At 61.3% G+C, this 20,823-nt stretch carries 16 protein-coding genes and 1 tRNA gene; 5 read left to right on the plus strand and 12 right to left on the minus strand.

The genetic code is table 11. The features are described from left to right. Window positions 1-728: 728 nt before the first annotated feature. The 3 genes from ACZM96_RS03550 to hemL all read left to right on the plus strand — a co-directional run bounded on the left by ACZM96_RS03550 (window position 729) and on the right by hemL (window position 4,499). On the plus strand, window positions 729-2,357 hold the full coding sequence (locus ACZM96_RS03550; protein WP_489487386.1) for an L-lactate permease: 1,629 nt from the start codon (window positions 729-731) through the stop codon (window positions 2,355-2,357). Window positions 2,358-2,726: 369 nt separating this feature from the next. Beyond that, window positions 2,727-3,212, plus strand: a complete 486-nt coding sequence (ahbB, locus tag ACZM96_RS03555; protein ID WP_489487388.1) for a siroheme decarboxylase subunit beta — start codon at window positions 2,727-2,729, stop codon at window positions 3,210-3,212. Window positions 3,213-3,224: 12 nt separating this feature from the next. After that, complete coding sequence (gene hemL, locus ACZM96_RS03560; RefSeq protein ID WP_489487390.1) at window positions 3,225-4,499, plus strand: glutamate-1-semialdehyde 2,1-aminomutase; 1,275 nt, start codon at window positions 3,225-3,227, stop codon at window positions 4,497-4,499. A 316-nt stretch (window positions 4,500-4,815) separates the two neighbouring features. On the opposite strand, the gene ACZM96_RS03565 is transcribed toward hemL, so the two are convergent. From ACZM96_RS03565 to ACZM96_RS03595, 7 genes are all read right to left on the minus strand, one after another. Then, a complete protein-coding gene (locus tag ACZM96_RS03565; RefSeq protein WP_489487391.1) occupies window positions 4,816-5,811 on the minus strand; it encodes a D-alanyl-D-alanine carboxypeptidase family protein in 996 nt (331 codons plus the stop codon). A gap of 268 nt (window positions 5,812-6,079) precedes the next feature. Further along, window positions 6,080-6,682, minus strand: coding sequence for an FmdE family protein (locus ACZM96_RS03570; RefSeq protein ID WP_489487392.1), 603 nt, complete (start codon window positions 6,680-6,682; stop codon window positions 6,080-6,082). Window positions 6,683-6,834: 152 nt separating this feature from the next. Next, window positions 6,835-7,947, minus strand: a complete 1,113-nt coding sequence (gene dnaJ, locus ACZM96_RS03575; protein WP_489487394.1) for a molecular chaperone DnaJ — start codon at window positions 7,945-7,947, stop codon at window positions 6,835-6,837. A 23-nt stretch (window positions 7,948-7,970) separates the two neighbouring features. Beyond that, window positions 7,971-8,207: a DNA-directed RNA polymerase subunit omega gene (gene rpoZ, locus ACZM96_RS03580; RefSeq protein WP_077072023.1), complete on the minus strand. Its 237-nt coding sequence runs from the start codon at window positions 8,205-8,207 to the stop codon at window positions 7,971-7,973. Between the two features lie 229 nt (window positions 8,208-8,436). Then, window positions 8,437-11,466: a ribonuclease R gene (rnr, locus tag ACZM96_RS03585; RefSeq protein ID WP_489487397.1), complete on the minus strand. Its 3,030-nt coding sequence runs from the start codon at window positions 11,464-11,466 to the stop codon at window positions 8,437-8,439. A 56-nt stretch (window positions 11,467-11,522) separates the two neighbouring features. Further along, window positions 11,523-12,638: a tetraacyldisaccharide 4'-kinase gene (gene lpxK / locus ACZM96_RS03590; protein WP_489487399.1), complete on the minus strand. Its 1,116-nt coding sequence runs from the start codon at window positions 12,636-12,638 to the stop codon at window positions 11,523-11,525. 519 nt (window positions 12,639-13,157) lie between these two features. Beyond that, entirely contained in the window at window positions 13,158-13,865 is a 708-nt protein-coding gene (locus tag ACZM96_RS03595; RefSeq protein WP_489487401.1) for a Bax inhibitor-1/YccA family protein, read from the minus strand. 158 nt (window positions 13,866-14,023) lie between these two features. On the opposite strand from ACZM96_RS03595, the gene ACZM96_RS03600 reads away from it, so the two are divergent. Together ACZM96_RS03600 and ACZM96_RS03605 are read left to right on the plus strand one after the other, a co-directional pair. After that, window positions 14,024-14,117: transfer RNA gene (locus ACZM96_RS03600), tRNA-Sec, on the plus strand. 170 nt (window positions 14,118-14,287) lie between these two features. Then, on the plus strand, window positions 14,288-14,896 hold the full coding sequence (locus tag ACZM96_RS03605) for a sugar O-acetyltransferase (RefSeq protein WP_489487403.1): 609 nt from the start codon (window positions 14,288-14,290) through the stop codon (window positions 14,894-14,896). 258 nt (window positions 14,897-15,154) lie between these two features. Here the strand turns inward: ACZM96_RS03605 and ACZM96_RS03610 are convergent, their stop codons facing one another. From ACZM96_RS03610 to ACZM96_RS03630, 5 genes are all read right to left on the minus strand, one after another. Next, window positions 15,155-15,949 (minus strand): MBL fold metallo-hydrolase, encoded by a 795-nt coding sequence (locus ACZM96_RS03610; protein ID WP_489487405.1) that lies wholly within the window; start codon window positions 15,947-15,949, stop codon window positions 15,155-15,157. Between the two features lie 102 nt (window positions 15,950-16,051). Beyond that, window positions 16,052-16,732: a queuosine precursor transporter gene (locus ACZM96_RS03615; RefSeq protein WP_489487407.1), complete on the minus strand. Its 681-nt coding sequence runs from the start codon at window positions 16,730-16,732 to the stop codon at window positions 16,052-16,054. A gap of 317 nt (window positions 16,733-17,049) precedes the next feature. Further along, window positions 17,050-18,321, minus strand: a complete 1,272-nt coding sequence (locus ACZM96_RS03620) for a pyridoxal phosphate-dependent aminotransferase (RefSeq protein ID WP_489487409.1) — start codon at window positions 18,319-18,321, stop codon at window positions 17,050-17,052. A 255-nt stretch (window positions 18,322-18,576) separates the two neighbouring features. Next, window positions 18,577-19,155 carry a phosphoribosyltransferase family protein gene (locus ACZM96_RS03625; RefSeq protein WP_489487411.1) on the minus strand — a complete coding sequence of 193 codons (579 nt, stop codon included), beginning with the start codon at window positions 19,153-19,155 and terminating at the stop codon, window positions 18,577-18,579. Between the two features lie 147 nt (window positions 19,156-19,302). Continuing rightward, complete coding sequence (locus ACZM96_RS03630; RefSeq protein ID WP_489487412.1) at window positions 19,303-20,817, minus strand: AbgT family transporter; 1,515 nt, start codon at window positions 20,815-20,817, stop codon at window positions 19,303-19,305. Between the last annotated feature and the right edge of the window lie 6 nt (window positions 20,818-20,823).

The raw sequence follows: 20,823 nt of genomic DNA on the forward strand, positions 1-20,823 counted from the left end.
TCCTGCAATGCCGGAGTTTTGTTCCCGATTGCTTTTTTTGATGCCGAGGCTCTTGTCCGGGACAGGGCACGAGGGCTCGCCGACATATTTTTTGCTGCAACGGCTGTCCAGGCGACCGCAACATTCTGACTCCGGGAATGCGGCACGGAACTATGGAACACGACCTCATCGTTCAATGCGCGAGATATTTTTGGGGCATGCCCTGCTCAGGCTTGTGAACGCTCGGGAGAAACGCAGAATATTTTTGCTCTGACTCTTGAGGAAAAGAAATTTCACACTGATTTAATGCGGAGGAAGAGGCAGGCAACGCAGAGAAAGCAAAATTTTTTTTGATAATTTTGTCGTTCAGCATGAGAAACTGTGGCAGGACAGTTGTATAAAGAAATAAATCACAATATAGGATTGAGCACACAAACAGTCGATAACATATTGTGCTGATACATTTTTTTATGTTTGTTCAAAGTAACGCACTCAGGAGCGCACGAAAAGATCATTTTTGTGAAGTATTTTTTTAATATAAATGATAACAATGAGTTATAAAGATATACTTTTTATTTTTCCGGGAAAAAAGTTATTAAAATTTCAATAAATGTTGTTTCTTTTTACGCTTGTCCCGGATACTTGCGAAGATTTTTTATTTTTTATAATCCTATCATCATAGGCTTATTCAGATACTTTTTTTAAAGAGCATCTGCTGTGATGATCATTTTAATTCATGGGGGAATAGTATGGCGTGGACCCAAGTCTATGATCCAGTCGTCAGTGAAGTAGTTTCGGCATGTATTGCGGCCATTCCGCTTGTCATTCTGCTTTATATGCTGGCCATTAAACGTGCCAAGGGACACATTGCTGCGCTGGCCGGACTCGCTTCCGCTTTTGTCATCGCCATCCTTATATGGCGCATGCCCATAGTGACGGCCATCAGCTCCGTCGGACTCGGTATTGCCAACGGTCTGTTCCCCATCATCTGGATCGTGATCACCGCGGTCTGGGTGTACAACATGACCGTGGAATCCGGTGAATTTGAAATCATCAAGGATTCTCTGGCCCGTGTGACGCCCGACCGTCGCCTGCAGACCATCTTCATCGCCTTTGCCTTCGGCTCCTTCCTGGAAGGCACCGCCGGCTTCGGCACTCCCGTGGCCATCACCGCGGCCATGCTCGCCGGCCTGGGCTTCAATCCCATCTACGGCGCCGGTCTCTGCCTCATCGCCAACACCGCTCCCGTGGCCTTCGGCGCCATCGGCGCGCCCGTGCTCACTGCCGCCAGCGTGTCCGGCATGGATCCCAACCTCATCAGCCAGGTGGCGGCTCGTCAGCTTCCTCTGCTTGCCATCATCATTCCGTTCTGGCTGAGCATCGTCATGTGCGGCTTCCGTCGCTCCATGGAAATTCTGCCCGCCATCCTCGTGGCCGGCGTCTGCTTTGCCGGCGCGCAGTTCGTGTTCGCCAACTTCCACGGCCCGACCCTGCCCGACATCATGTCCGCCATCGCCACCATCGTGGGCCTGCTCGTGCTGCTCCGCTACTGGAAGCCCAGCTCCATTTTCCGCTTTGCCGAAGATCCCGCCATCAGCACCGACGGTCCCGGATATTCCGGCAAGGTCGTGCTCCGCGCCTGGGGCCCCTATCTCATTCTGGCCGTCATGGTCTTCCTGTGGGGCCTGCCTCAGTTCAAGAGCATCCTGAACAGCATTTCCGCTCCCAGCTTCGCCTGGCCGCTGCTTGACGGCATGGTCAATCGCGCCGCTCCCATCGTGGCCACCGAATCTCCCTACGCGGCCGTGTTCACCTTCGGCTGGGTGTCTGCCGGCGGTACCGCCATCCTGCTTTCCGGCTTCATCGCCGTGCCTCTCATGCCCGGTTATTCCTACGCCAAGGCCGTGAAGTGCTTCTTCACCACCCTGCATCAGCTGCGCTTCCCCATTCTCACCATCGCCAGCGTGCTCGGTCTGGCCTTCCTCATGAACTACGCCGGCATGAGCTCCACCCTCGGCCTCGCCTTCACCAAGACCGGCAGCTTCTTCCCCTTCTTTGCTCCCCTCATCGGCTGGCTGGGCGTGTTCCTCACCGGTTCCGACACTTCGTCCAACGCGCTGTTCTGCAGCATGCAGCACACCACCGCTACTGCCGTCGGCATTCCGCCTGAACTGGCCGTGGCCTCCAACGCCGTGGGCGGCGTGACCGGCAAGATGATCTCTCCCCAGTCCATCAGCGTGGCCACCTCGGCGACCAACATGGTCGGTCAGGAAGGCAATCTTTTCCGTTTCGCTCTGGGACACAGCATCGCGCTTACGCTTATTCTCTGCGTGCTGGCCTACTTCCAGGCCGGCTTCCTGAGCTGGATGCTTCCGTAAGAAGGAAGACGGGATCTGCATGGAGAGTGTCCATGCAAACCAATGCGGGAATCGCTTCGGGGGGTCGGAGCGGTTCCCGCTTCTTGTAGGCGCACTCCGCAGACGGGCGCAGACTGGTCGGATGACCGTCTGTGCCCGTTTTGCGTTTGTTCCTCGGGCAGGCAAAAGTCCCCCCCCACGGGCGGGGCGGAGCGGGCGAGCAGCGCTTCGAGCTCCGGCATGCGGGATTTCCCATACGGTACGGGAGTCGGAACGGCGGCCCGTCGCACAAGCCGGACTTTGCCGGAGCATGTGAGCGTGGTCTCTTGCTTCCGGTGCGCGGTGCGGCTATACTTCCCGTCGAATTTCTTCACCACAACGGGGCTTGCCATGGAATTTACGGAAAAGGAACAGGCCATTCTTCGCATCGCTCAGAAGAGCATACCCGATTCGCTCACTCCCTATGCGGATATGGCGGCCGCCGTCGGCGCCACGGAAGAGGAAGTGATTGCGCTTTTGTCCCGCCTCAAGGAGTCGGGAGCCATCCGTCGTTTCGGCGCGAGCATCAAGCATCAGCGCACGGGCTGGACGCATAACGCCATGGTGGCGTGGATGGTCTCCCCGGACGAAGTGGACGAGGTGGGCAGAAAGGCGGCGGAACATCCGCGCATATCGCACTGCTACTATCGTCCGAGCCCGTATCCGGCGTGGCCGTACACGTTTTACACCATGATTCACGGCAAGAGCGAACAGGAATGTCTCGATGTGGTCGAAGAGCTGCGTCGCACCACCTCTCTGGAAAAATACGAAATTCTGGAGAGCCTCAAAGAGCTGAAAAAGATTTCCATGACGTACTTTGCGGAGCCGTCAGAGTAACAGGAGCAAGCCATGCATACCAAACGTTCCCATGATCTTTTCGTCCACGCCCAGGAGCTTATTCCCGGCGGGGTAAACAGTCCCGTGCGGGCGTGCCGCAACGTTCATGCCGACCCGCTGTTCATCGCCGACGCCAAAGGTTCGCATCTGACCACGGCAGACGGCGACGACGTCATTGATTTTCTCGGTTCCTGGGGCCCCATGCTGGTAGGTCACGCCCATCCTGCCGTGACGGAAGCCATCTGCAAGGCCGCGGCGCGCGGCACGAGCTACGGCGCGCCCTGCGAGGATGAAGTACGCCTTGCCGAAGAAGTGTGTTCGGCGCTGCCTTCCGTGGAGATGGTGCGCATGGTGAATTCCGGCACCGAAGCCACCATGAGCGCGCTGCGTCTGGCCCGCGGCGTGACTGGCCGCGACAAGATGATCAAGTTCATCGGCGGCTATCACGGTCACGGCGACGCTTTTCTTGCCAGCGCGGGATCCGGCGTGGCCACGTTTTCGATTCCCGGCACGCCGGGCGTTCCGGCGGCCACCGTGGCCGACACGCTGCTTGCCCCCTACAATGACCTGGACGCCGTGAAGGCGCTCTTCGAGGCCTGGCCCGATCAGATTGCGGCGCTCTTTGTGGAGCCCGTGGCGGGCAACATGGGGCTGATGCTGCCTCAGCCGGGATTTTTGCGCGGACTGCGCGAGCTGTGCTCGAAATACGGCGCGCTGCTGGTGTTCGACGAGGTGATTACCGGATTCCGTCTTTCCTACGGCGGCGCGCAGGGTCGTTTCAACATCATGCCCGATCTGACCACGTTCGGCAAAATCATCGGCGGCGGTCTGCCCGTGGGAGCCTACGGCGGACGGGCCGACATCATGCGTCACATTGCACCGGAGGGCGAGGTGTATCAGGCGGGCACGCTGTCGGGCAATCCGCTGGCCATGGCCGCCGGACTGGCCACGCTGAACATTCTCAAGCACTCCGATTACGACGCGCTGGAAGCCCGCGTACATGCGTTCGTGGAGGAGCTGCAGGATATACTCAGAGAGAAGGGCGTGTCGGTGCAGATTCCGCACATTGCCTCGCTGTTCACCGTGTACTTCACAGAAGCGCCTCTCATGGACTTTGCCAGCGTGCAGACCACGGATCAGAAACTTTTCGAGACCTTCTACAAGCAGATGCGTGAGCAGGGCATTTTCATGGCGCCTTCGGCCTTTGAAGCCAACATGCTTTCCTTTGCGCACAGCGACGAGGATTTCGCCAGGGCGCTGGAAGCGGCCCGCAACGTGAAGTTCTAGTCGGCAGTCGCTTCAAAAAAAAACGCGGAGTTCTTTGCGGAGCTCCGCGTTTTTTTGTCGCTGCCGAGAAGTGTCGTTCGGGCGGGCCGTGCATGGAAAACGCGCGGAAGTTTGATCAGAAAGCTTTTGAGATTTTGGGAGTCTTTTTCTGGACGCTCGACGCGGGGAGAGGCGGAAGGGCCGGATGCCTGTGTCGCTTGTCGGCTCCGCAGGTAAAGTCGGAAGCGCAAAAAAAACGCTCCGACGGGCTGTCGAAGCGTGATTGGCCACATGCGCGGGGGAAATGCGGGGCGCGGTTATTTCGCGCGGGAGAAGGTCAGCGGGAGGCCTTCTTTCGTGCGGACTGGCGCTGCGCGGCCGCGGCGGATTTCCGGGAAGGACGCTTTTTCTGCACCTTGCGCGGCGGGGAATAGCTGGTGGATTTTTTGAGCTGCCGGGCCTGCTTGGCCGAGACGCCGAGCTCGGCGATGGCGGTGCTTTTCTTTTTGGCTACGGCGGCGAATCCGGCGTTGAGCAGGCGGCGGGCTTCCGCGGCGCGCACGCCCGTGTTGGGCGCGCCGAGAATGACGGCAATGAGCTTGTGGCCGCGCTGGCGCGCCGTGACGATGATGTTGTAGCCTGCGGCGGTGACCCAGCCGGTTTTCAGTCCGTCGAGACCGGCGTAGTGGCCGACGAGAGGATTGTGGTTGGGTTCCGTGCGGCCGCGATGCGTGACGGAGCGGGCCAGATGATACTTGCGGGCTCTGGGGTAGTGAGACTGATAGGCTCTGGCAAGCTTGAGCATGTCCCGCGCCGTGGTGATCTGCCCCTTGGCGGGCAGGCCGTGAACGTTGACGAAGCGGGTGTTTCTCATGCCCAGACGCCTGGCCAGCGAGTTCATCCGGGAGACAAAGGCGGAGGAGGAGCCCGCCACGTGTTCGGCCACGGCCACGCTGGCGTCGTTGCCCGAAGCCACGGCCATGCCGTAGAACAGCTTGTCGAGCGTCACCCGTTCTCCGGCCCGCAGCCCGAAGCGGGAACCGCCGGTGCGGGCTGCCGCGGCGCTGATTTTAACCTTGTCGTGATAATCGACCTTGCGGCTGCTGATGGCGTTCATGGCCACGTACATGGAAATGACCTTGGTGAGCGAGGCCGGGGGAATTTTCATGTCGGCGCGCTGTTCGTAGAGAATGCGGCCGGTGGTCACGTCCATGAGAATGGCGCTTTTGGCGTTGATGGGCCGGGCCAGAGCGCTGGAAGCGCAGAGCAGGCAGAGAGTGACGGTGAGAGCGAGGATGCGGCGGAAGCCGTGAAACGGGTGTTGGCTGGACATGATGATTCCTGATTCAGCTCATGAAATTGCGCCTTCCAGACTGCGGCTTCCGAAGAAACGGAGATGGGCGGCACGTTCCGGAAACGTTTTCCGGAGCAGGATGCGCGAGCACCATGTGAATTTTTTAGACAATTTTTTTCTGAGCGGCAAGCCTGCAACGCCTGTTGTAACAATTTAGTTCTGGAGCCTCCGGGGGATTTTGCTGTGCTGCAAGGAAGAAAATATTCAGTAAAAATAGGAAGAAGAGAGAAACAGCCCGCAGCACGACTCAGAAAGTCTCACATCCGGGCGTGATCACGGCGGGGAGTTTCGGCTCGTAGGGCGAGCGTCCGGCGCAGGCCGGGCAGAGCGCGCCCATGCGGGCAGGGTGCGGTTCGCCGCAGCTTATGCAGGCTGTCATGGGTTCCGGGGGCGTTTCGCGCAGGAAGGCGGCGCGCACCTGCACCGAAGATGTCGAAAGCACGGCAATGCCGGCCTTGCGTATCTCGTACTCCAGGCGCACGAGGGAGCGCTCGTCGGCCATCGGTTCCTGGAGGGCCCAGCGGCGGATGTGGGGCCAGCCCGCCGTTTTGGCGAGGTCGAGGTACACGCGCACGCCTTTGCCGCCGGGCGTGCGGAAGAGCGTGAGGGCAAAGCGTCCGAGATCGAGCACGTGCAGGCGTCCGTTGCCCGCGGTGCAGGGCGTGAGCAGCTGAACGGCGTCGGGAAGGTCGCGGTCGGTTTCGCAAAGGGCGTGAAAGCTGCTGGTTCTGCCCATGGAGTGCAGGGCAAGTTCGGTCATGAAGGCGGCAAGCATCATGCCGGGAGTGGCCGCGCCGTGGAAGCTGCGGGCGGTGTCCATGAAGTCGTCGAAGGAAGTGAAGGGAATCATGAGAGTTGCGCTCGTGGTTGACGTTTGCCGGACCATGCGTGCCGGGCCTTTTTCTTTTTAAAACGCAACGTCGCCGTTGGGTATGATAAGATGAGCGCAAAAAAGGCCGCTTCCTTGCGGAAGCGGCCTCTGAAAGCCGGTTGAGAGCGGAATTATTCCATGCCCATGGCTTTTTTGACCTTGTCGAAAATGCCGGGCTTGTTCTGTTCTTCGGTGAGCTTTTCAAATTCCCTGAGGAGCTTTTCCTGTTCGGCGGTAAGTTTGGTGGGGGTTTTCACCACCACGCGCACCAGAAGGTCGCCGGTGCGCTTTTCGCCGGGATATTTGAGGCCCTTGCCGCGGATCTGGAATATTTTGCCGTTCTGCGTGCCCTTGGGAATGTCGAGATCGAGCGTTTCCCCTTCGTTCAGGCTGGGAATCTGGATGCGGGTTCCGAGCGCCGCCTGCGGGAAGGTGATGGTGGCGGTGTACACGAGGTTCTGTTCGTCGCGTTCGAAGACGTCGTCGTCCTCCACGTGGAGCACCACGTAAAGATCGCCGGGAGGGCCGCCGTGGACGCCCATTTCGCCTTCGCCGCGCAGGCGCAGACGCGCGCCGTCGTACACGCCGGCGGGAATGCGCACGGACAGTTCACGCACGGTTTCCACAATGCCTTCGCCCTTGCACTTGGGGCAGGGCTTGGGAATGGTGAAGCCGCGGCCGTGGCACGTGGGGCAGGGCTGCACGAACTGCATGAAGCCCTGGCGGATGGCCACCTGACCGGAGCCGCCGCACTTTTTGCAGGTTTCGCGCGAAGAGCCTTTGGCCGCGCCGGAGCCGTTGCACTCGGGGCAGGTGACGTGGCGGGGAATCTTGATGGCCTTTTCCGTGCCCTTGGCGGCTTCGCGGAAAGAGATGGTCATGTTGTAGCGCAGATCATCGCCCTGCTGGGGACGGGGCCCGCGGGAGCGGGAACCGCCGCCGAAGCCGAACAGATCGCCGAACACGTCGCCGAACTGCGCGAAGATGTCCTCGGCGCTGTTGAACGAGGAGCCGCCCATGCCGGGATCGGCGGTGCCGAAGCGGTCATAGTTGGCGCGGCGTTCGGGATTGCGCAGCACGTCGTAGGCTTCCGCGGCTTCCTTGAACTTCTGTTCCGCCTCGGGATTGTTCGGATTGTGGTCGGGATGATACTTGAGCGCCAGCTTTCGGTAGGCGTGCTTTATCTCGTCGTCCGAAGCATCTCTGGAGACGCCCAGAATTTCATAATAATCGCGCTTGCTCATGAAAATGTTCCGTACAACAGGGCTTAGTCGTCAAGATCGGGCGTGGTTTCGCCTTCCACGGGGGTGTAGAAGCGCTTGTCTTCAGGCAGCACCTTGCCCGCAGCGATTTCGCGCAGGGCCGTGACGACTTCCTTGTTTTTGCTGTCAACCAGAGGTTCGTAGCCTTCGCGGAACTGACGTACACGCTTGATGGCCATCTGCACGAGAAGAAAACGGTTGTCTACGCGGCGCTGGCAATCTTCAACGGTAATACGGGCCATGAAATGCCTCCAGGAAGTTTATCCGGGCGATCCGGGTGATATCAAAGCAGGTGATGACCCGCGCCGGAAGGGCGCAGGGAAAATACGACTTGCGGCATGATGCCGAACCATTTTTTTTATCTGGAGCGGCAAATGTTGTCAAGCGTCTGAATATGAGTCCAGACCCGGGAAAGAGCGCCTTTCCCGGATCTGAAGATAACGGATGCGAATGGTCGGCCTGCCGCCGGAGCTACTTTTTGCGACGACCGAAACGATGCGTCGGCGCTTCCGGCTCCGTTTTGATGGCGAAAAAGTCGTCGGGCGCACCGTGGAAGCCGTCATGATCGCGGTGAGCGCGGCCCTTGCCGGGGCGGAAGTTATGATCGCGGAATCCGCGCTCTTCGCGGCGACCGTCGAAGCGGCGTTCCCGGTTCTCGTCGTCGCGGGAACGGAAGGAACGACGGTCTTCATGGAAGGAGCGTTCTTCGTCGTCGCGGTCGCGGCGCTTCGGGAAGGGACGACGCGCGCGGTCGAAGGGCTTGTCGAAACGTTCGTTTCTGCGGCCGTCTTCGCCCCGGCCGGAGCGGAAGAAGCGGCCTTCTTCCCGCTCTTCGCCTTCCTCGTGGAAGCGGCGGCGGGGACGGAAGGAACGGCGTTCCTCATCGCCGCGGCGGAACGAACGTTCCTCGTCGCGGAAGGGACGTTCTTCACGGCGTCCGTCGAAGCGGCGTTCGCCGCGCTGCTCGCCGTCGGCAAAGCGATCCTCGTCCCTGCGGAACGAAGGCTTTCTTCCGAACGGCTTGCGGCCGGGGCGAAAATCGCGTTCGCCGTCTCCGTTTTCGCGGCGGCGATCCTTGTTCCAGGGCTTGCGGGGAGCGCGTTCGCGGAAGGATTCTTCGCGCGGGCTTTCCTCATCCCAGGAGTCGGAGGCGTAACGGCGCTGACGCTTCAGTTCCTCGTCGTCGCGGCGGGGACGGAAGCCCTTTCTGTCGGCAAAGGCGCGGCGGCCGGAACGGTGTTCCCTGCCTTCCCTGTCTTCAAAGCGGTCCTTGCGGGGCGCGTTTCCGTCACGGCGACGGAACGGACGGCGTCCTTCTTCATCCTTCTGATATTCCAAGTCTATCTCCAGTCGGCCGACGTGTACGCCGGTCAGTTTCACGGTCACTTTCTGTCCGAGGCGGAACGCTTCGCCGCTGTGTTCGCTGCGAAGCTCCTGCCTTTCCTCATCAAATATGTAGTAGTCCCGGCCCAGCGTTTCCACCCGTACCATGCCTTCCACCGGCATGCCGTCGAGCTCCACGAAAAAGCCGAAATTCATGACGCCGCTGATGACGCCTTCAAACGTTTCGCCCGTGCGGCCCGTCAGCAGCAGGCAGCCCATGCGCCTGTCGATTTCCCGCTCGGCGTCGGTGGCGACGCGTTCGCGGCTGTTGCACTGTTCGGCGGTTTCCAGCAGCTTGTGTCCCGCGGGCAGGGGGCCGCCCGTATCGAGGCCGAGAACATAGCGCAAGGCGCGGTGGTTCACAAGGTCGGCGTAGCGCCGTATGGGCGAGGTGAAATGACAGTAGCACGCCGAGCCGAGGCCGAAGTGCCCGTCTTCCTCGGGCGAGTAGCGGGCCTGCATCATGGAACGCAGGGCAAGGCGGCTCACCACGAAGGCCTGATCCGTGCCTGCGGCCGCATCCAGCACATGGGTGAGCCAGCCGGGAACCGTGGCCTTGGCCGCCTTCGGCAGGGGCAGGTCGGCGTCGGTGGCGCGCAGGGTGTGATAGAGTTCCTCCAGCCTGTCCGGGCCGGGCGCGGGGTGTACGCGGTAGAGCAGAGGCGCGTTCTTCCGGGTGAGAAATTCCGCCACGGCCTCGTTGGAGCGCACCATGAACGCCTCGATGAGCCGGTGACTGAACAGCCGCTCCCGGTTGCGGATGCCCGTCACGCAGGAAACGCCGTTCTTTTCCTCCACCACGAACTCCGCTTCGGGAATGTCGAAGTCCAGTCCGCCCTGACGGTGACGACGCTCCATGAGCACGGCGGCAAGTTCCGCGGCCTCCCGGAGCATGGCGGTCACGCCGGGAGCCCGGCGTTCGATGCCCGCGGCGGCTTCGCCCTGCGGATCGTCCAGCGCGGCCTGCACTTCGCGGTAGGTCAGGCGGGCGCGGGAAATCATGAGGCCGTTGCAGAAACGGGAATCCGTCAGATTGCCGTTTTCATCGAGGCGCATGTCCACGGCCATGCAGCGGCGCTCCTCGTTTGGACGCAGACTGCACACGCCGTTGCACAGCGATTCCGGCAGCATGGGTTCCACGGACATGGGAAAATAGTACGAATTGCCGCGGTCGCGCGCTTCCTTGTCCAGCGCCGTTCTCGGGCGCACGTAGTGGGAGACGTCCGCAATGGCCACGAGAAGACGCCAGCCCTCCGCCGTGCGGCAGGCGCACACGGCGTCGTCGAAGTCGCGGGCGTCCTCGCCGTCGATGGTGACCAGCATTTCCCCGCGCAGATCTTCAAGAGAGGCCTTGTCGCTCCACGGCGCGGCGGCCGCCGCTTCCGCTTCGGCCACCACATTGTCGGGAAATTCCGTGGGAATGCCGTTGTTCAGCTTGGTGAAGCGCTCCTGCACGGCGGCGTCGTTTTCCATGCCGAGATCGGCCACGGCCCGCCCCGACCAGAGATGTCGTTCGCCGTGCTCTTCCAGCTTGTCCGCCACGGTCACGCGGAGCAGTTCGCCTTCTTCGGGCGTCTTTTCCAGCGCGGACACGTCGGCCAGCACGTCGAAGGTCAGGCGCGAATCCGCAGGACGGCAGAACACCGTGCCTTCGGCCTTTCCCTTGCGCAGCACGCGCGCCACCACGTCGGTCTGACTGCGGCGCACCACGGCAATGACGCGCCCTTCCTGCTTTTTGAAGGCTCCGCGCTTGCGGGGCAGAAGCATGACGTCAACCAGATCGCCGTTCCAGGCGTCGCCCACGTCGTCGGGCGCAATGTAGATGTCCTGTCCGGACCGGGCCTCGGCGTCTTCGGGCGTCACGAAGGCCGCGCCGGAACGCTGCGTGGCAAGAATGCCGCGGCGTCGTTTGAGCGCGTCGGCCATGACCCAGCTTCCGCCTTCCAGGCGGACGATTTCGCCGTTGCGGGCCAGATCGTGCAGAGCTTCCAGAATGTCCCGCTTGAGCTTGCGGGAAAAGGCTCCGATGCGGAGAATGTCGTCGAGACGCAGGGGGCGTCCGGCTTTTTCGAGAATGTCGAACAAAAGCTGTTCGTCGAAATCTTCTTGTTTTTTCATGATATTTCCAGAGGCATTTCAGGAATGCCGCAATGATGCGCCGCAAAAGGGCGCGTTCAGTCGAGGTGTTCGCGCAGCCAGGCGCTCCACCAGGTTTCAAAATCCGGCCCGGGCACGGAACAGTCGCCGGTCAGATCATCGGCGCTCAGGGAGGCGAAGAACCGGGCCGAGACTTCCAGAGAAAAGCAGGGGACGGAAAGCACGAGCGGGCGCAGCTTGACGGCGTCCTTGGCGGTGCAGACGACGGGCAGGTGCAGGGCTTCGAGGCGGGCTTTCTCCCCGGAAAAGTCGTGATGATCGGGGAAGGTCAGCATGCGTTCCGGGCTTTTGCCGAGAAAGGCGGAAACCGTGTGCAGCGCCTGGGAAGGATCGCCGATGCCGCAGGCAAAGACGTAGGCGCCGGGCACGGCGGAGGCGTCGGAAAGCGGCGCGGCGTCCGCGTTCAGGGGGCGAAGGCCTGCAGGCTCCATGCGGAAGGCGAAGACCGGGCGGGGATACTTCTGGAGACGCCGTTTCAGCGCCGGAACAAGTTCGGGCCATTCTTCCGGTTCGGCCTTGATGAGAAAGGCCCCGGCGTCGATCAGGCCGGATTCCGGCTCGCGCCAGCTTCCCGCGGGAATGACGCGGTTCCAGTTGGAGGGGGGGCGTCCCGGAGCGGGGGAGAGGCGCACGTCGTCCTTGTCGAGAAGCACGAGATCGAGATCGCGCCCCGTGGAAAGGTGCTGAAAGCCGTCGTCGAGCAGGTAGAAGTCGGGAGAGAATTCGGATTCCACGCGCGCTCCCGCGCGGTTGCGGTCGGGATCGACCATGACCACGGCGTCGGGATGGCGCGTGGCCAGCATGAGCGGTTCGTCGCCGCATTCGGCGGGGGGCACGCCGGGAGCCGCCCGCAGCGGCAGGGAAGAGGGATGCGCACCGTAGCCGCGCGTGAGCACGGCAGCCCGAAGGCCGTGACGCGAGGCGTGATCGAGCAGCCAGTCCGTGACCGGCGTTTTGCCCGTGCCGCCCCAGGAAATGTTTCCCACGGACGCGCAGGGCCGGGGCGGCTTCCACTGACGGAGTCGTCCGAGTCGCGCCATGCGGCGGCGGAGACTGCCGCCGAAGCCGTAGAGCAGGGAGAGGGGCAGCAGAATCGGCGCGAGAATGTTTTGCAGGGGGTGGCGTTCTGCCATGGCGGCACCGGGCGGAAAGACGTTCATGCCGGACGGATTCCGTCGGCAGGCATCCGTCGGGATGCGGGTTGTTCGTGCCGGACGGGCGTGCCGTTGATGACGGCCACTTCATCCGTGCGTTCCAGCTTGAAGAAGATGATGGGGCGCAGGTCGTTTTCAGCTCACGATGGCCGCACCCGGAGTTTTTATTCAGTCGCCGCAGAGAAGCGTTCGCTCTTGTGCCGTGCGTCCGTCGAATCAGATATGGACGGTCTTTTACGCTTCGTCGCGGAAGTGCGCGGGCCTGGCGCAGTCGGCCCGAAGGACTTGTCCGCCCCTGAGCATGGGGCAGAGAGGATGCCTTTGACGCCGTACTCTTTGGCAGGGGGCTTTCAGAACGGTGAGGCGCACGCGTCTCCTGCCGGGAGCCCCTCTGCTGTTGAAAATCGATGGATTACACGCGAACGGCCGGCAAAAAGCCGGCCTGAGAAAAAAGAGAAGAGGAAGGCCGCGACGTTCAGCCGCGGCCTTCCGGAAGCGTCAGCTGTTGCGGTTGCCGAGAAGGCGGAGCAGCATGAGGAACATGTTGATGAAGTCGAGGTATAGGGTGAGCGCGCCGAGCAGCGCGCCGCGGCGCATGGCAAGGCTGTCGTCCACGGGAGCGCTTTCGCCCATCATGCGGAGCTTCTGCGTGTCGAAGGCGGTGAGGCCGGTGAAGATGATGACGCCGAGCACGCTGATGGTGAGATCAACGGCGGAATTGCCGATGAAGGCGTTCACGAGGCTGGCGAGCAGGATGCCCCACAGGCCCATGATCATGAAGCTGCCCATGCCGGAAAGATCGCGCTTGGTGACCATGCCGAACACGCTCATGCCGCCGAACATGCCCGCGGTGACGATGAAGGCCTGAGCCACGGAAGAGCCGGTGTACACCAGAAGCACCGGGCCGAGGAACACGCCCATGAGCACGGAATACAGCAGGAACAGGCCGGTGGCCGTGCCTGCGGAGAGCACGTGCATTCTGGCGGTGATGAACATGGAAAGACCGATGACGGCCACCATGAGCAGAATCATCATGATGGTGTTGGTGAACAGAAACTGCATGATGGCCATGTTGGAGGCCGTGAACACGGCGGCGAGCGCAGTGACGCCGAGAGCCGCCGTCATCCAGAGATAGACCTGCTGCATGTAAACGGCAACGCTGGAGCGTCCGTAGCTCTGCACCTGGTCGCGAGACGTGTTATTCATGAATGTTTCCTCCCGAAGGGGTAAATGGCGAGGTTTGCCGCAATAATTCTGCGGATTCAGGATAACAATAAGGCTTCTTGTCCCTTAATGCAAGGCGCTGAGGGAAAAGAAAATTTCCGAGCTTGACGCAAGGTGTCGTTTTTTTTATGTTCGCTGGCGGAGGCGTCTCGTAACCGGTGTTGCGCCTGGTCTTCAAAACCAGTGTCAGGCTGAGAGGTCTGAGGTAGGTTCGACTCCTATACGCTTCCGCCAAAAGACGCGCATAAAGCCTCATGAAGCTAACGGCTTCGTGGGGCTTTCCTTTTTTTACGCTGCCTTGCGCGCTCTTATGGCGTTTCTTTGCCGAAGCCGCGGCATGCGGCGGCAGCGTCGGGCGGCTCGCGGGCGGAATTTTTCTGGATCATGCCGGATGAGAGGCTACTATGACGGAAGAAGAAAAGATTTTTGCAGGAAGGCTTTTTGATGCAAGATGTCGGGAACTCAAGGACATCAAGCATGTGGCGCACGAGCTGTGCCGGAAGTTCAACGCCATGGATGAATATGATCCTGAAAGGCTGCCGCTCATACGAAAATTCATAGGAAGCATCGGCAGCAATTATTACTTTCAGGGGCCCATCCAGTTTAATTACGGCTGCCACACGTTCATCGGCGACAACTTTTTCGCGAACTTCAATCTGCTCATCTTTGACGACGGAAAAGTCGTCATCGGCAACAATGTGATGTTCGGCCCCAACGTCAGCCTTCTCTGTTCCAACCATCCCCTCATTGCGGATGAGCGCATACGCATGACCTATCCTGACGGCCACGTGTCCACGTCGGAGTTCGCGGGAGAAATTCATATTGAAGACGATGTCTGGCTGGCGGCCAATGTTTCCGTCATCGACGGCGTGACCATAGGAAAGGGCGCGGTCGTGGGCGCAGGCAGCGTGGTCACGCACGACATTCCCGCAGGATGGCTGGCCCTCGGCGTTCCTGCAAAGCCGGTCAGGAAGATTTCCGAGCGGGATTCCAAAATGCACCTGCTGAGCTAGGCGTCTCTCCCGCGCCGCTCTTCCTGTCCCGCAGGGAAGGAAACGTTTTTTTTGCCGACGCCATCCGGGCCCGCTGCCGTGAAAGGCGGCGGGCTTTTGCATTAAATGCTTCGGCGGTTCGGGCTTGGAGAACGGCGCGGAAGCGGGACGGATTTTGCAGAAAAGGGGTCCCGGGGCTTGCCCCAGGAGCCCCTTTCGTCGCCTCTGCGGCCGTTGGGGCCGTTGCCCGCGGCTGCTTTCCTGGTGGCCTTCTCCTTGTCAGGGAAGCGAGATGCGCGAGCCGCAGGCAAGGTAATGGAGCCTGTCGCCGAGCGTCTGTTTCAGATAGTCAAACGGGCCGCGCCCCGTGCAGTGGCAGGTGTAATACTCGGTCGGAAACGCCGCCAGGTGCCGGGCGGCGAAATCGAGCGTTGCGCGGCCCTGCTGATCGGGCTTCAGCGACTTGAAGTGGAATCCGCCCACGAGCACGTCGGGCCGCAGCCATTGCACGATGTTCAGTATGCCCTTGTGGGAACAGCCGCTGATGACCACGAGCCGTCCGCGTTCCCGGAGGCAGAGATACTGTTCGTGCGTGAAGTCGTCAGGCTCGGGATGCCCGTTGCGCACCATGAGCAGATCCTGACTGTACGAGGGAAAGGGCCGCGCTTCATCATTGCAGGAGCACAGCCACATGTCGTCGTCCAGAGACAGCACGTCGTCCGTCGGCACGATGCGGGGATTGCCTGCCAGCGAGGGATCCATGCCTATTTCCCGACCGTCTGCGGCGAGGTGGCGTTCAAAGGCGCGGCGATGCACATAGACGGGCGCATGATCGTTCACGGCGAGGAATTTGGCCAGACCTCCGGTGTGATCGTAGTGCCCGTGGGACACGACGGCCATGTCCACAAGGCGCAGATCCACGCCCAGATGCCCGGCGTTGCGGGCAAAGGCGTCCGTCTGTCCCGTGTCGAAGAGAATGCGGCGCTTTTCCGTTTCGATGTAGAGGCTCAGACCGTGCTCGGCGGTGAGACGGTCGTCCGCAGACAGATTATCCAGAAGCGAAACGACTTTCATGGGGCACTCCTTGCGTGGGCTTGCCTTCTAACAGTACGCCGCGCCGCGGGCGCTGTCTACGCAGTCGGCAAAAACGCCTTGGGGAGCACGTGGACCGCGTTTTTAAATTTCCCGGATCTTCAGAATATTGTAGGAAATATCCGTGTCGTAGGCGTCCGATTCTTCGATCTTCTTGAGGAAGTTCACCACTCGGATGGTGACCGGCAGTACGACGATTTCGTACGCCGTTTTGGCGAAGATCTGAATGGCCATCATCTTGACAAGTTCCTGCACGGGCACGAGGCCGCCGAAGGCCAGAGGAAAGAAGATGAGCGAGTCCGCGCTTTCTCCCGCGAGGGTGGAGAGCACGGCACGGGCGGAAAAATGTTTGCCGCGGCTGGCGATTTTCATGCGGCTCATGACATAGGCGTTGAGAAAGGAGCCGAGAAGAAAGGCGGCGAGGCTGGCGGCGGCGATGCGCGGCGCAAGACCGAAGATGAAGCGGAAGGCGGCGTCGCCTTCCCAGAAGGGGGCGGCGGGCAGGGCCACGGCCAGCTGAAACAGGGCGACCATGGCGAAGTTGACGGCAAAGCCCAGCCAGATGATGAGCCGCGCCTTGCGGAAGCCCCAGACCTCGGCAATGCAGTCGTTGATGATGTAGGAGATGGGAAAGACCAGGAATCCGGCGGTGATGGTGACGGGGCCGAACTGGAGTATTTTGGTTTCCAGAAGATTGGAGGCCACGAGACAGGCGCAGAACACGACGCCGAGCAGCATGAACGAGAGCGAGACGGTAGCTTTCATGACTTGTTTTTTACGTGGTTTTCAAGCACACGGTTGAAGGAAAAGGGCCGATGCCGGAAGTAACCTTTTGAGGCGGCGGGCGTCAAGCGGCGCTGCGTTGGCCGGAGCGAAAGCGTGGCGTGTTCCTTTGCGGCGTTGCGGAAAGGATTGTCCCCGCGTCGGCCGCGCCTTCGGCGCGGTTTCAAGGGAAGTTCAGACGCTGCGGCACAGTTTTTTTGCGGACACGGGAAGCGCCGCCGCGCCCGGGGAGAATTTGCCCGGAGCGGCGGCGCAATGTATTGCTTTGCCTTGTTTGACTAAGCGTCAGGCTGGCAGACTCAGCGATGCTCGCGGATGAGCGCGGCGATGCGTTCGATGCCGGTTTTCACCACGTCGCGGGAGGGGCCGTAGGAGAAGCGCACCCAGGAGCGGTAGGGTTCTTCGGCGGGACGGGTCCGGTAGGGGCGCACGTCGAAGAAGCGGCCGGGCACGGTCATGACCTTGCGGGCAAGGCAGGCGTGGAAGAAGGCGTCGGCGTCGTTGAGGGGCGCGGGCAGGTCGCGGATGCAGGCCCACACGTAGAAGGTGCCGCGGGGCGCGGCCGCCGGGCGGATGCCGAGTTCGGCGAGGCCGTCGAGCATGAGCTTGCGCTTGTAGGCGAATTCGGCGCGCAGGGCGGTGGTTTCCTGCTCCACGCGGGAAGGTTCGAGGGCCGCGAGGGTGGCGCGCTGGGAGAGCATGGAAGGACCGCCGTCCACGGCGCTGGCCGCGCGGTTCAGCATTTCAATGATGTGCTTCGGGCCCACGGCCCATCCGGCGCGCCAGCCGGGATAGCGGTGGCTCTTGGTGAGGCCGTCGAAAATGACGACGGGATCCTTGTCCACGTCTTCCACGAATTCCGCCGCGGAAACGGGGCCGGACGCGGGAGAGCCGTCGGGATTGTAGATGAAGTGGGAATAGAATTCGTCGCTGCCGATGAGGCAGTTTTCCCTGCGGGCCGTGGCCACGTAGCTGTCCAGGGTTTCGCCGGAAATGAGTTCGCCCGTGGGGTTGCAGGGATTGGAAAACACAAAGACGTTGGCGCGTTCCTGATGAATGAAGCTTTCCAGCGTTTCTGCGGGAATGGAGAAGGCGTCTTCCTCTCTGGCGCGGATGGGAAGCAGCACGCAGCGGTTGCGGAGGCTGTAGAGGTAGTCCTCGTAGGCGGTGTAGTCGGGGTTCTTGTAGGCAATGCGCGCGCCGTCGGCCAGAATGGTGTAGAGGCGGGTGAGGGCCAGACGGCCGCCGCTCGCGAAGCTGACGTTGTCCGCCGTGTACTTCGACTTGCCGCGGCGATAGGTTCTGTTGACCATGTCGGCAATGGCTTCGCGCACTTCGCCGGTGCCGCCCACCGGGCCGTAGGCGTGATCGGCGGGATCAATGTCGATGTGATTGATGCGTTCGGGCGCGCCGGGCATGTCGCCGACTTCGGGCTGTCCCTGACCGAGGTTGCACCAGTCGGGATTTCCGTTCCAGAAGCCGAGTTTCGAGGCCTCGTGAACAACCCAGATGACGCCCATGTAGGGAACGTCTCTGACCATGGGGAAAGCGGAAGACATTTCCGTATCCATTTTAATACCCTCCTTGAATCATTGGATATTTTTTATAGCACAGCGTAAGCGGAAAGACGGCGTCCGCTTTCGGAAGTCGAAAGGGGAGCGCGAAGGAGCAGGTGCGGAACGTGTCGGGAAGCCGGGCGGAGCATGGCGGCAACCGCCCTGTGATGCGGGAAGAGGGAAATTGTCGGTCGGACGGCCGCCCGGAGAGGCGGACGGAAAAGCTGTGCAGGTTGTCCGCGCTGCGGGCGGCCGTCGAAAGAGAGAACGCTAGTCGAGCTTGTCGATGGGGGTGTAGGTGCCGTCGGGATTGGGACGGAAGACGTAGTGTTCCTTCAGATAAATGATGTCCTTGCGGTGGACGGACTGCAGTTCGGCCAGAATGGCGGCGCGGGCCACGACTTCGGCGCCGGCGGAGCGGGCCAGGGATTCGATGGCTTCGATGGATTCACCGGTGGCGATGACGTCGTCGATGAGCGCCACGCGCTTGCCGCGGATTTTTTCAGCGTCGCAGCCGTCGAGCCAGAGGGTCTGTTCCTTCTGGGTGGTCACGGAGAAGACGGAGTGGGAGATGGGGTTCTGCATGTAGGGCTTGCGGCTCTTGCGTGCCACCACGAAATCCTTCATGCCCATGAGGCGGCTGATTTCGTAGGTGAGGCAGATGCCCTTGGCTTCGGCGGTCATGAGCACGTCCACCTCGGGCAGACGCTTCATGAGTTCGGGAGCGACGGTCTGGATGAGTTCGGTGTCGGAAAGCACGACGAAGCTGGCAAGAGCAAGATTTTCTCCGATCTGGACGAAGGGAAGCTTGCGCTTGAGTCCCATGATTTCAAAGTCGAAGTATTTCACATGGCCTCCTGAGTTGATTTGGACAAGACGTGTCGGAAACGCGGGAGCCGCCGGGGGAACGCGGTTCCGGGCCGGGCGGCAGAAATGCGAATCCCTCCTTCGCAGACAATCGTACAACGTTATCCGCAAAGGAGGGAAGGGGCAGGGCTACAGGAAAACGGGAGCGCCGGGGCCGAGGGGCAGATCCATTTCCATCCAGAAGATGAGGAAGATGCCCCAGAAGAACAGAATGCCGAGCGCGTACGGGAGCATGAGCGAGATGATGGTGCCGAGGCCTACGTTTCTGGCGTACTTCTGCGCCACGCCGATGATGAAGGCCATGAAGGGCTCAAGCGGAGAGATGGCGTTGGTGGTGGAGTCGGCCACGCGGTAGGCGGCCTGCACGAAGTAGGGCGAGAGCTGCGTCTGCATGAGCATGGGCACGAAGATGGGGGCGAGCAGGGCCCACTTGGCCATGGCGCTGCCGATGAAGAAGTTGATGCAGGCGGTGAGAATGAGGAAGCTCACCACGAGCGGAATGCCGGAGAAGCCGGTATTGTTGAGGAAGGCCGCGCCCTGAATGGACAGGTACATGTCGAGATGCGTGTAGGCGAAGCTGGAAACGAACTGGCCTGCCGCAAAGCAGAGCACGATGAAGGAGGAGAATTCCTTCATGGCCTTGCCCATGAAGCGGACCACGTCCTTGTCGTTGCGGATGACCTTGGTGCTCACGCCGTAGGGGATGGACACGGCGAGGAAGAACACGAGCAGGATGGGCACGAGGGAGTCGAGGAAGGGGGAGGGAACGATGCTGAAGGTCTTGGGATTGCGCAGAATGCCGTGTTCGGGCACCACGGTGAGCAGAATGAGGCAGATGTAGATGAGGCCGCCGATGAGGGCGGCGCGCAGACCGCGGCGCTCTTCGGGAGTCACGGTCATGTCTTCGCTGCCGAGCGCGCCTTCGTGCATGGCCACACCTTCAAGACGGGGCTCGACGAATTTTTCCGTAAGGAAGACGATGACGGCCGTCACGATGAAGGTGGAAGCCGACATGAAGTACCAGTTGACGGCGGGATGCACGGTGAAATTGGGATCGATGATCTGAGCGGCCTGCTGGGTGATGGCGGCGAGGCCCACGTCGGTGCCGACGACCAGGAGGTTGGCGTTGAGGCCGGCGGCGCAGCCGGCAAAGCCCGTGGCGAGACCGGCCAGCGGATTGCGGCCGAGTCCCTTGAAGATCATGGCGCCGAGGGGAGGCACCACCACGAAGGCCGCGCTGGAGGCCATGTTGCCCATGACGCCGCAGAAGGCGATGATGGCGGTCACCATGCTGCGGGGAGCGCTGAGAATGGTGGCGCGCAGCACGGCGGAGAGCAGGCCGACTTCTTCGGCCACGCCGAGGCCGAGCATCATGACGAGCACGAGGCCCAGGGGCTTGAAGCGGACGAAGTTGTCCACACAGTTTTTGAGGAACCAGGTCAGGCCGTCCACGGAGGCGAGGCTCTGCACGACCAGGGTTTTGCCTTTGGGATCCACCATGGTGATGCCCTGCAGCAGGTAGGAAAGCACCATGACGACCAGCGTGAGGATCAGAAATATGGTGACGGGATGCGGCAGTCTGTTGCCGGCTCGTTCGATGAAGCCGAGAACGCCGGAGAGGTTTTCAATCTGTTCTTTAGCCATTGGCTC

The organism is Mailhella sp., assembly GCF_057866825.1.

Excerpts from the sequence above, each read along its gene's own strand:
- hemL (WP_489487390.1), top strand. The coding sequence starts at position 3,225 with ATGCATACCAAACGTTCCCATGATCTTTTCGTCCACGCCCAGGAGCTT.
- dnaJ (WP_489487394.1), bottom strand. The coding sequence starts at position 7,947 with ATGAGCAAGCGCGATTATTATGAAATTCTGGGCGTCTCCAGAGATGCT.
- rnr (WP_489487397.1), bottom strand. The coding sequence starts at position 11,466 with ATGAAAAAACAAGAAGATTTCGACGAACAGCTTTTGTTCGACATTCTC.
- ACZM96_RS03570 (WP_489487392.1), bottom strand. The coding sequence starts at position 6,682 with ATGATTCCCTTCACTTCCTTCGACGACTTCATGGACACCGCCCGCAGC.
- lpxK (WP_489487399.1), bottom strand. The coding sequence starts at position 12,638 with ATGGCAGAACGCCACCCCCTGCAAAACATTCTCGCGCCGATTCTGCTG.
- ACZM96_RS03595 (WP_489487401.1), bottom strand. The coding sequence starts at position 13,865 with ATGAATAACACGTCTCGCGACCAGGTGCAGAGCTACGGACGCTCCAGC.
- rpoZ (WP_077072023.1), bottom strand. The coding sequence starts at position 8,207 with ATGGCCCGTATTACCGTTGAAGATTGCCAGCGCCGCGTAGACAACCGT.
- ACZM96_RS03620 (WP_489487409.1), bottom strand. The coding sequence starts at position 18,321 with ATGGATACGGAAATGTCTTCCGCTTTCCCCATGGTCAGAGACGTTCCC.
- ahbB (WP_489487388.1), top strand. The coding sequence starts at position 2,727 with ATGGAATTTACGGAAAAGGAACAGGCCATTCTTCGCATCGCTCAGAAG.
- ACZM96_RS03615 (WP_489487407.1), bottom strand. The coding sequence starts at position 16,732 with ATGAAAGCTACCGTCTCGCTCTCGTTCATGCTGCTCGGCGTCGTGTTC.
- ACZM96_RS03550 (WP_489487386.1), top strand. The coding sequence starts at position 729 with ATGGCGTGGACCCAAGTCTATGATCCAGTCGTCAGTGAAGTAGTTTCG.
- ACZM96_RS03610 (WP_489487405.1), bottom strand. The coding sequence starts at position 15,949 with ATGAAAGTCGTTTCGCTTCTGGATAATCTGTCTGCGGACGACCGTCTC.
- ACZM96_RS03630 (WP_489487412.1), bottom strand. The coding sequence starts at position 20,817 with ATGGCTAAAGAACAGATTGAAAACCTCTCCGGCGTTCTCGGCTTCATC.
- ACZM96_RS03605 (WP_489487403.1), top strand. The coding sequence starts at position 14,288 with ATGACGGAAGAAGAAAAGATTTTTGCAGGAAGGCTTTTTGATGCAAGA.
- ACZM96_RS03565 (WP_489487391.1), bottom strand. The coding sequence starts at position 5,811 with ATGTCCAGCCAACACCCGTTTCACGGCTTCCGCCGCATCCTCGCTCTC.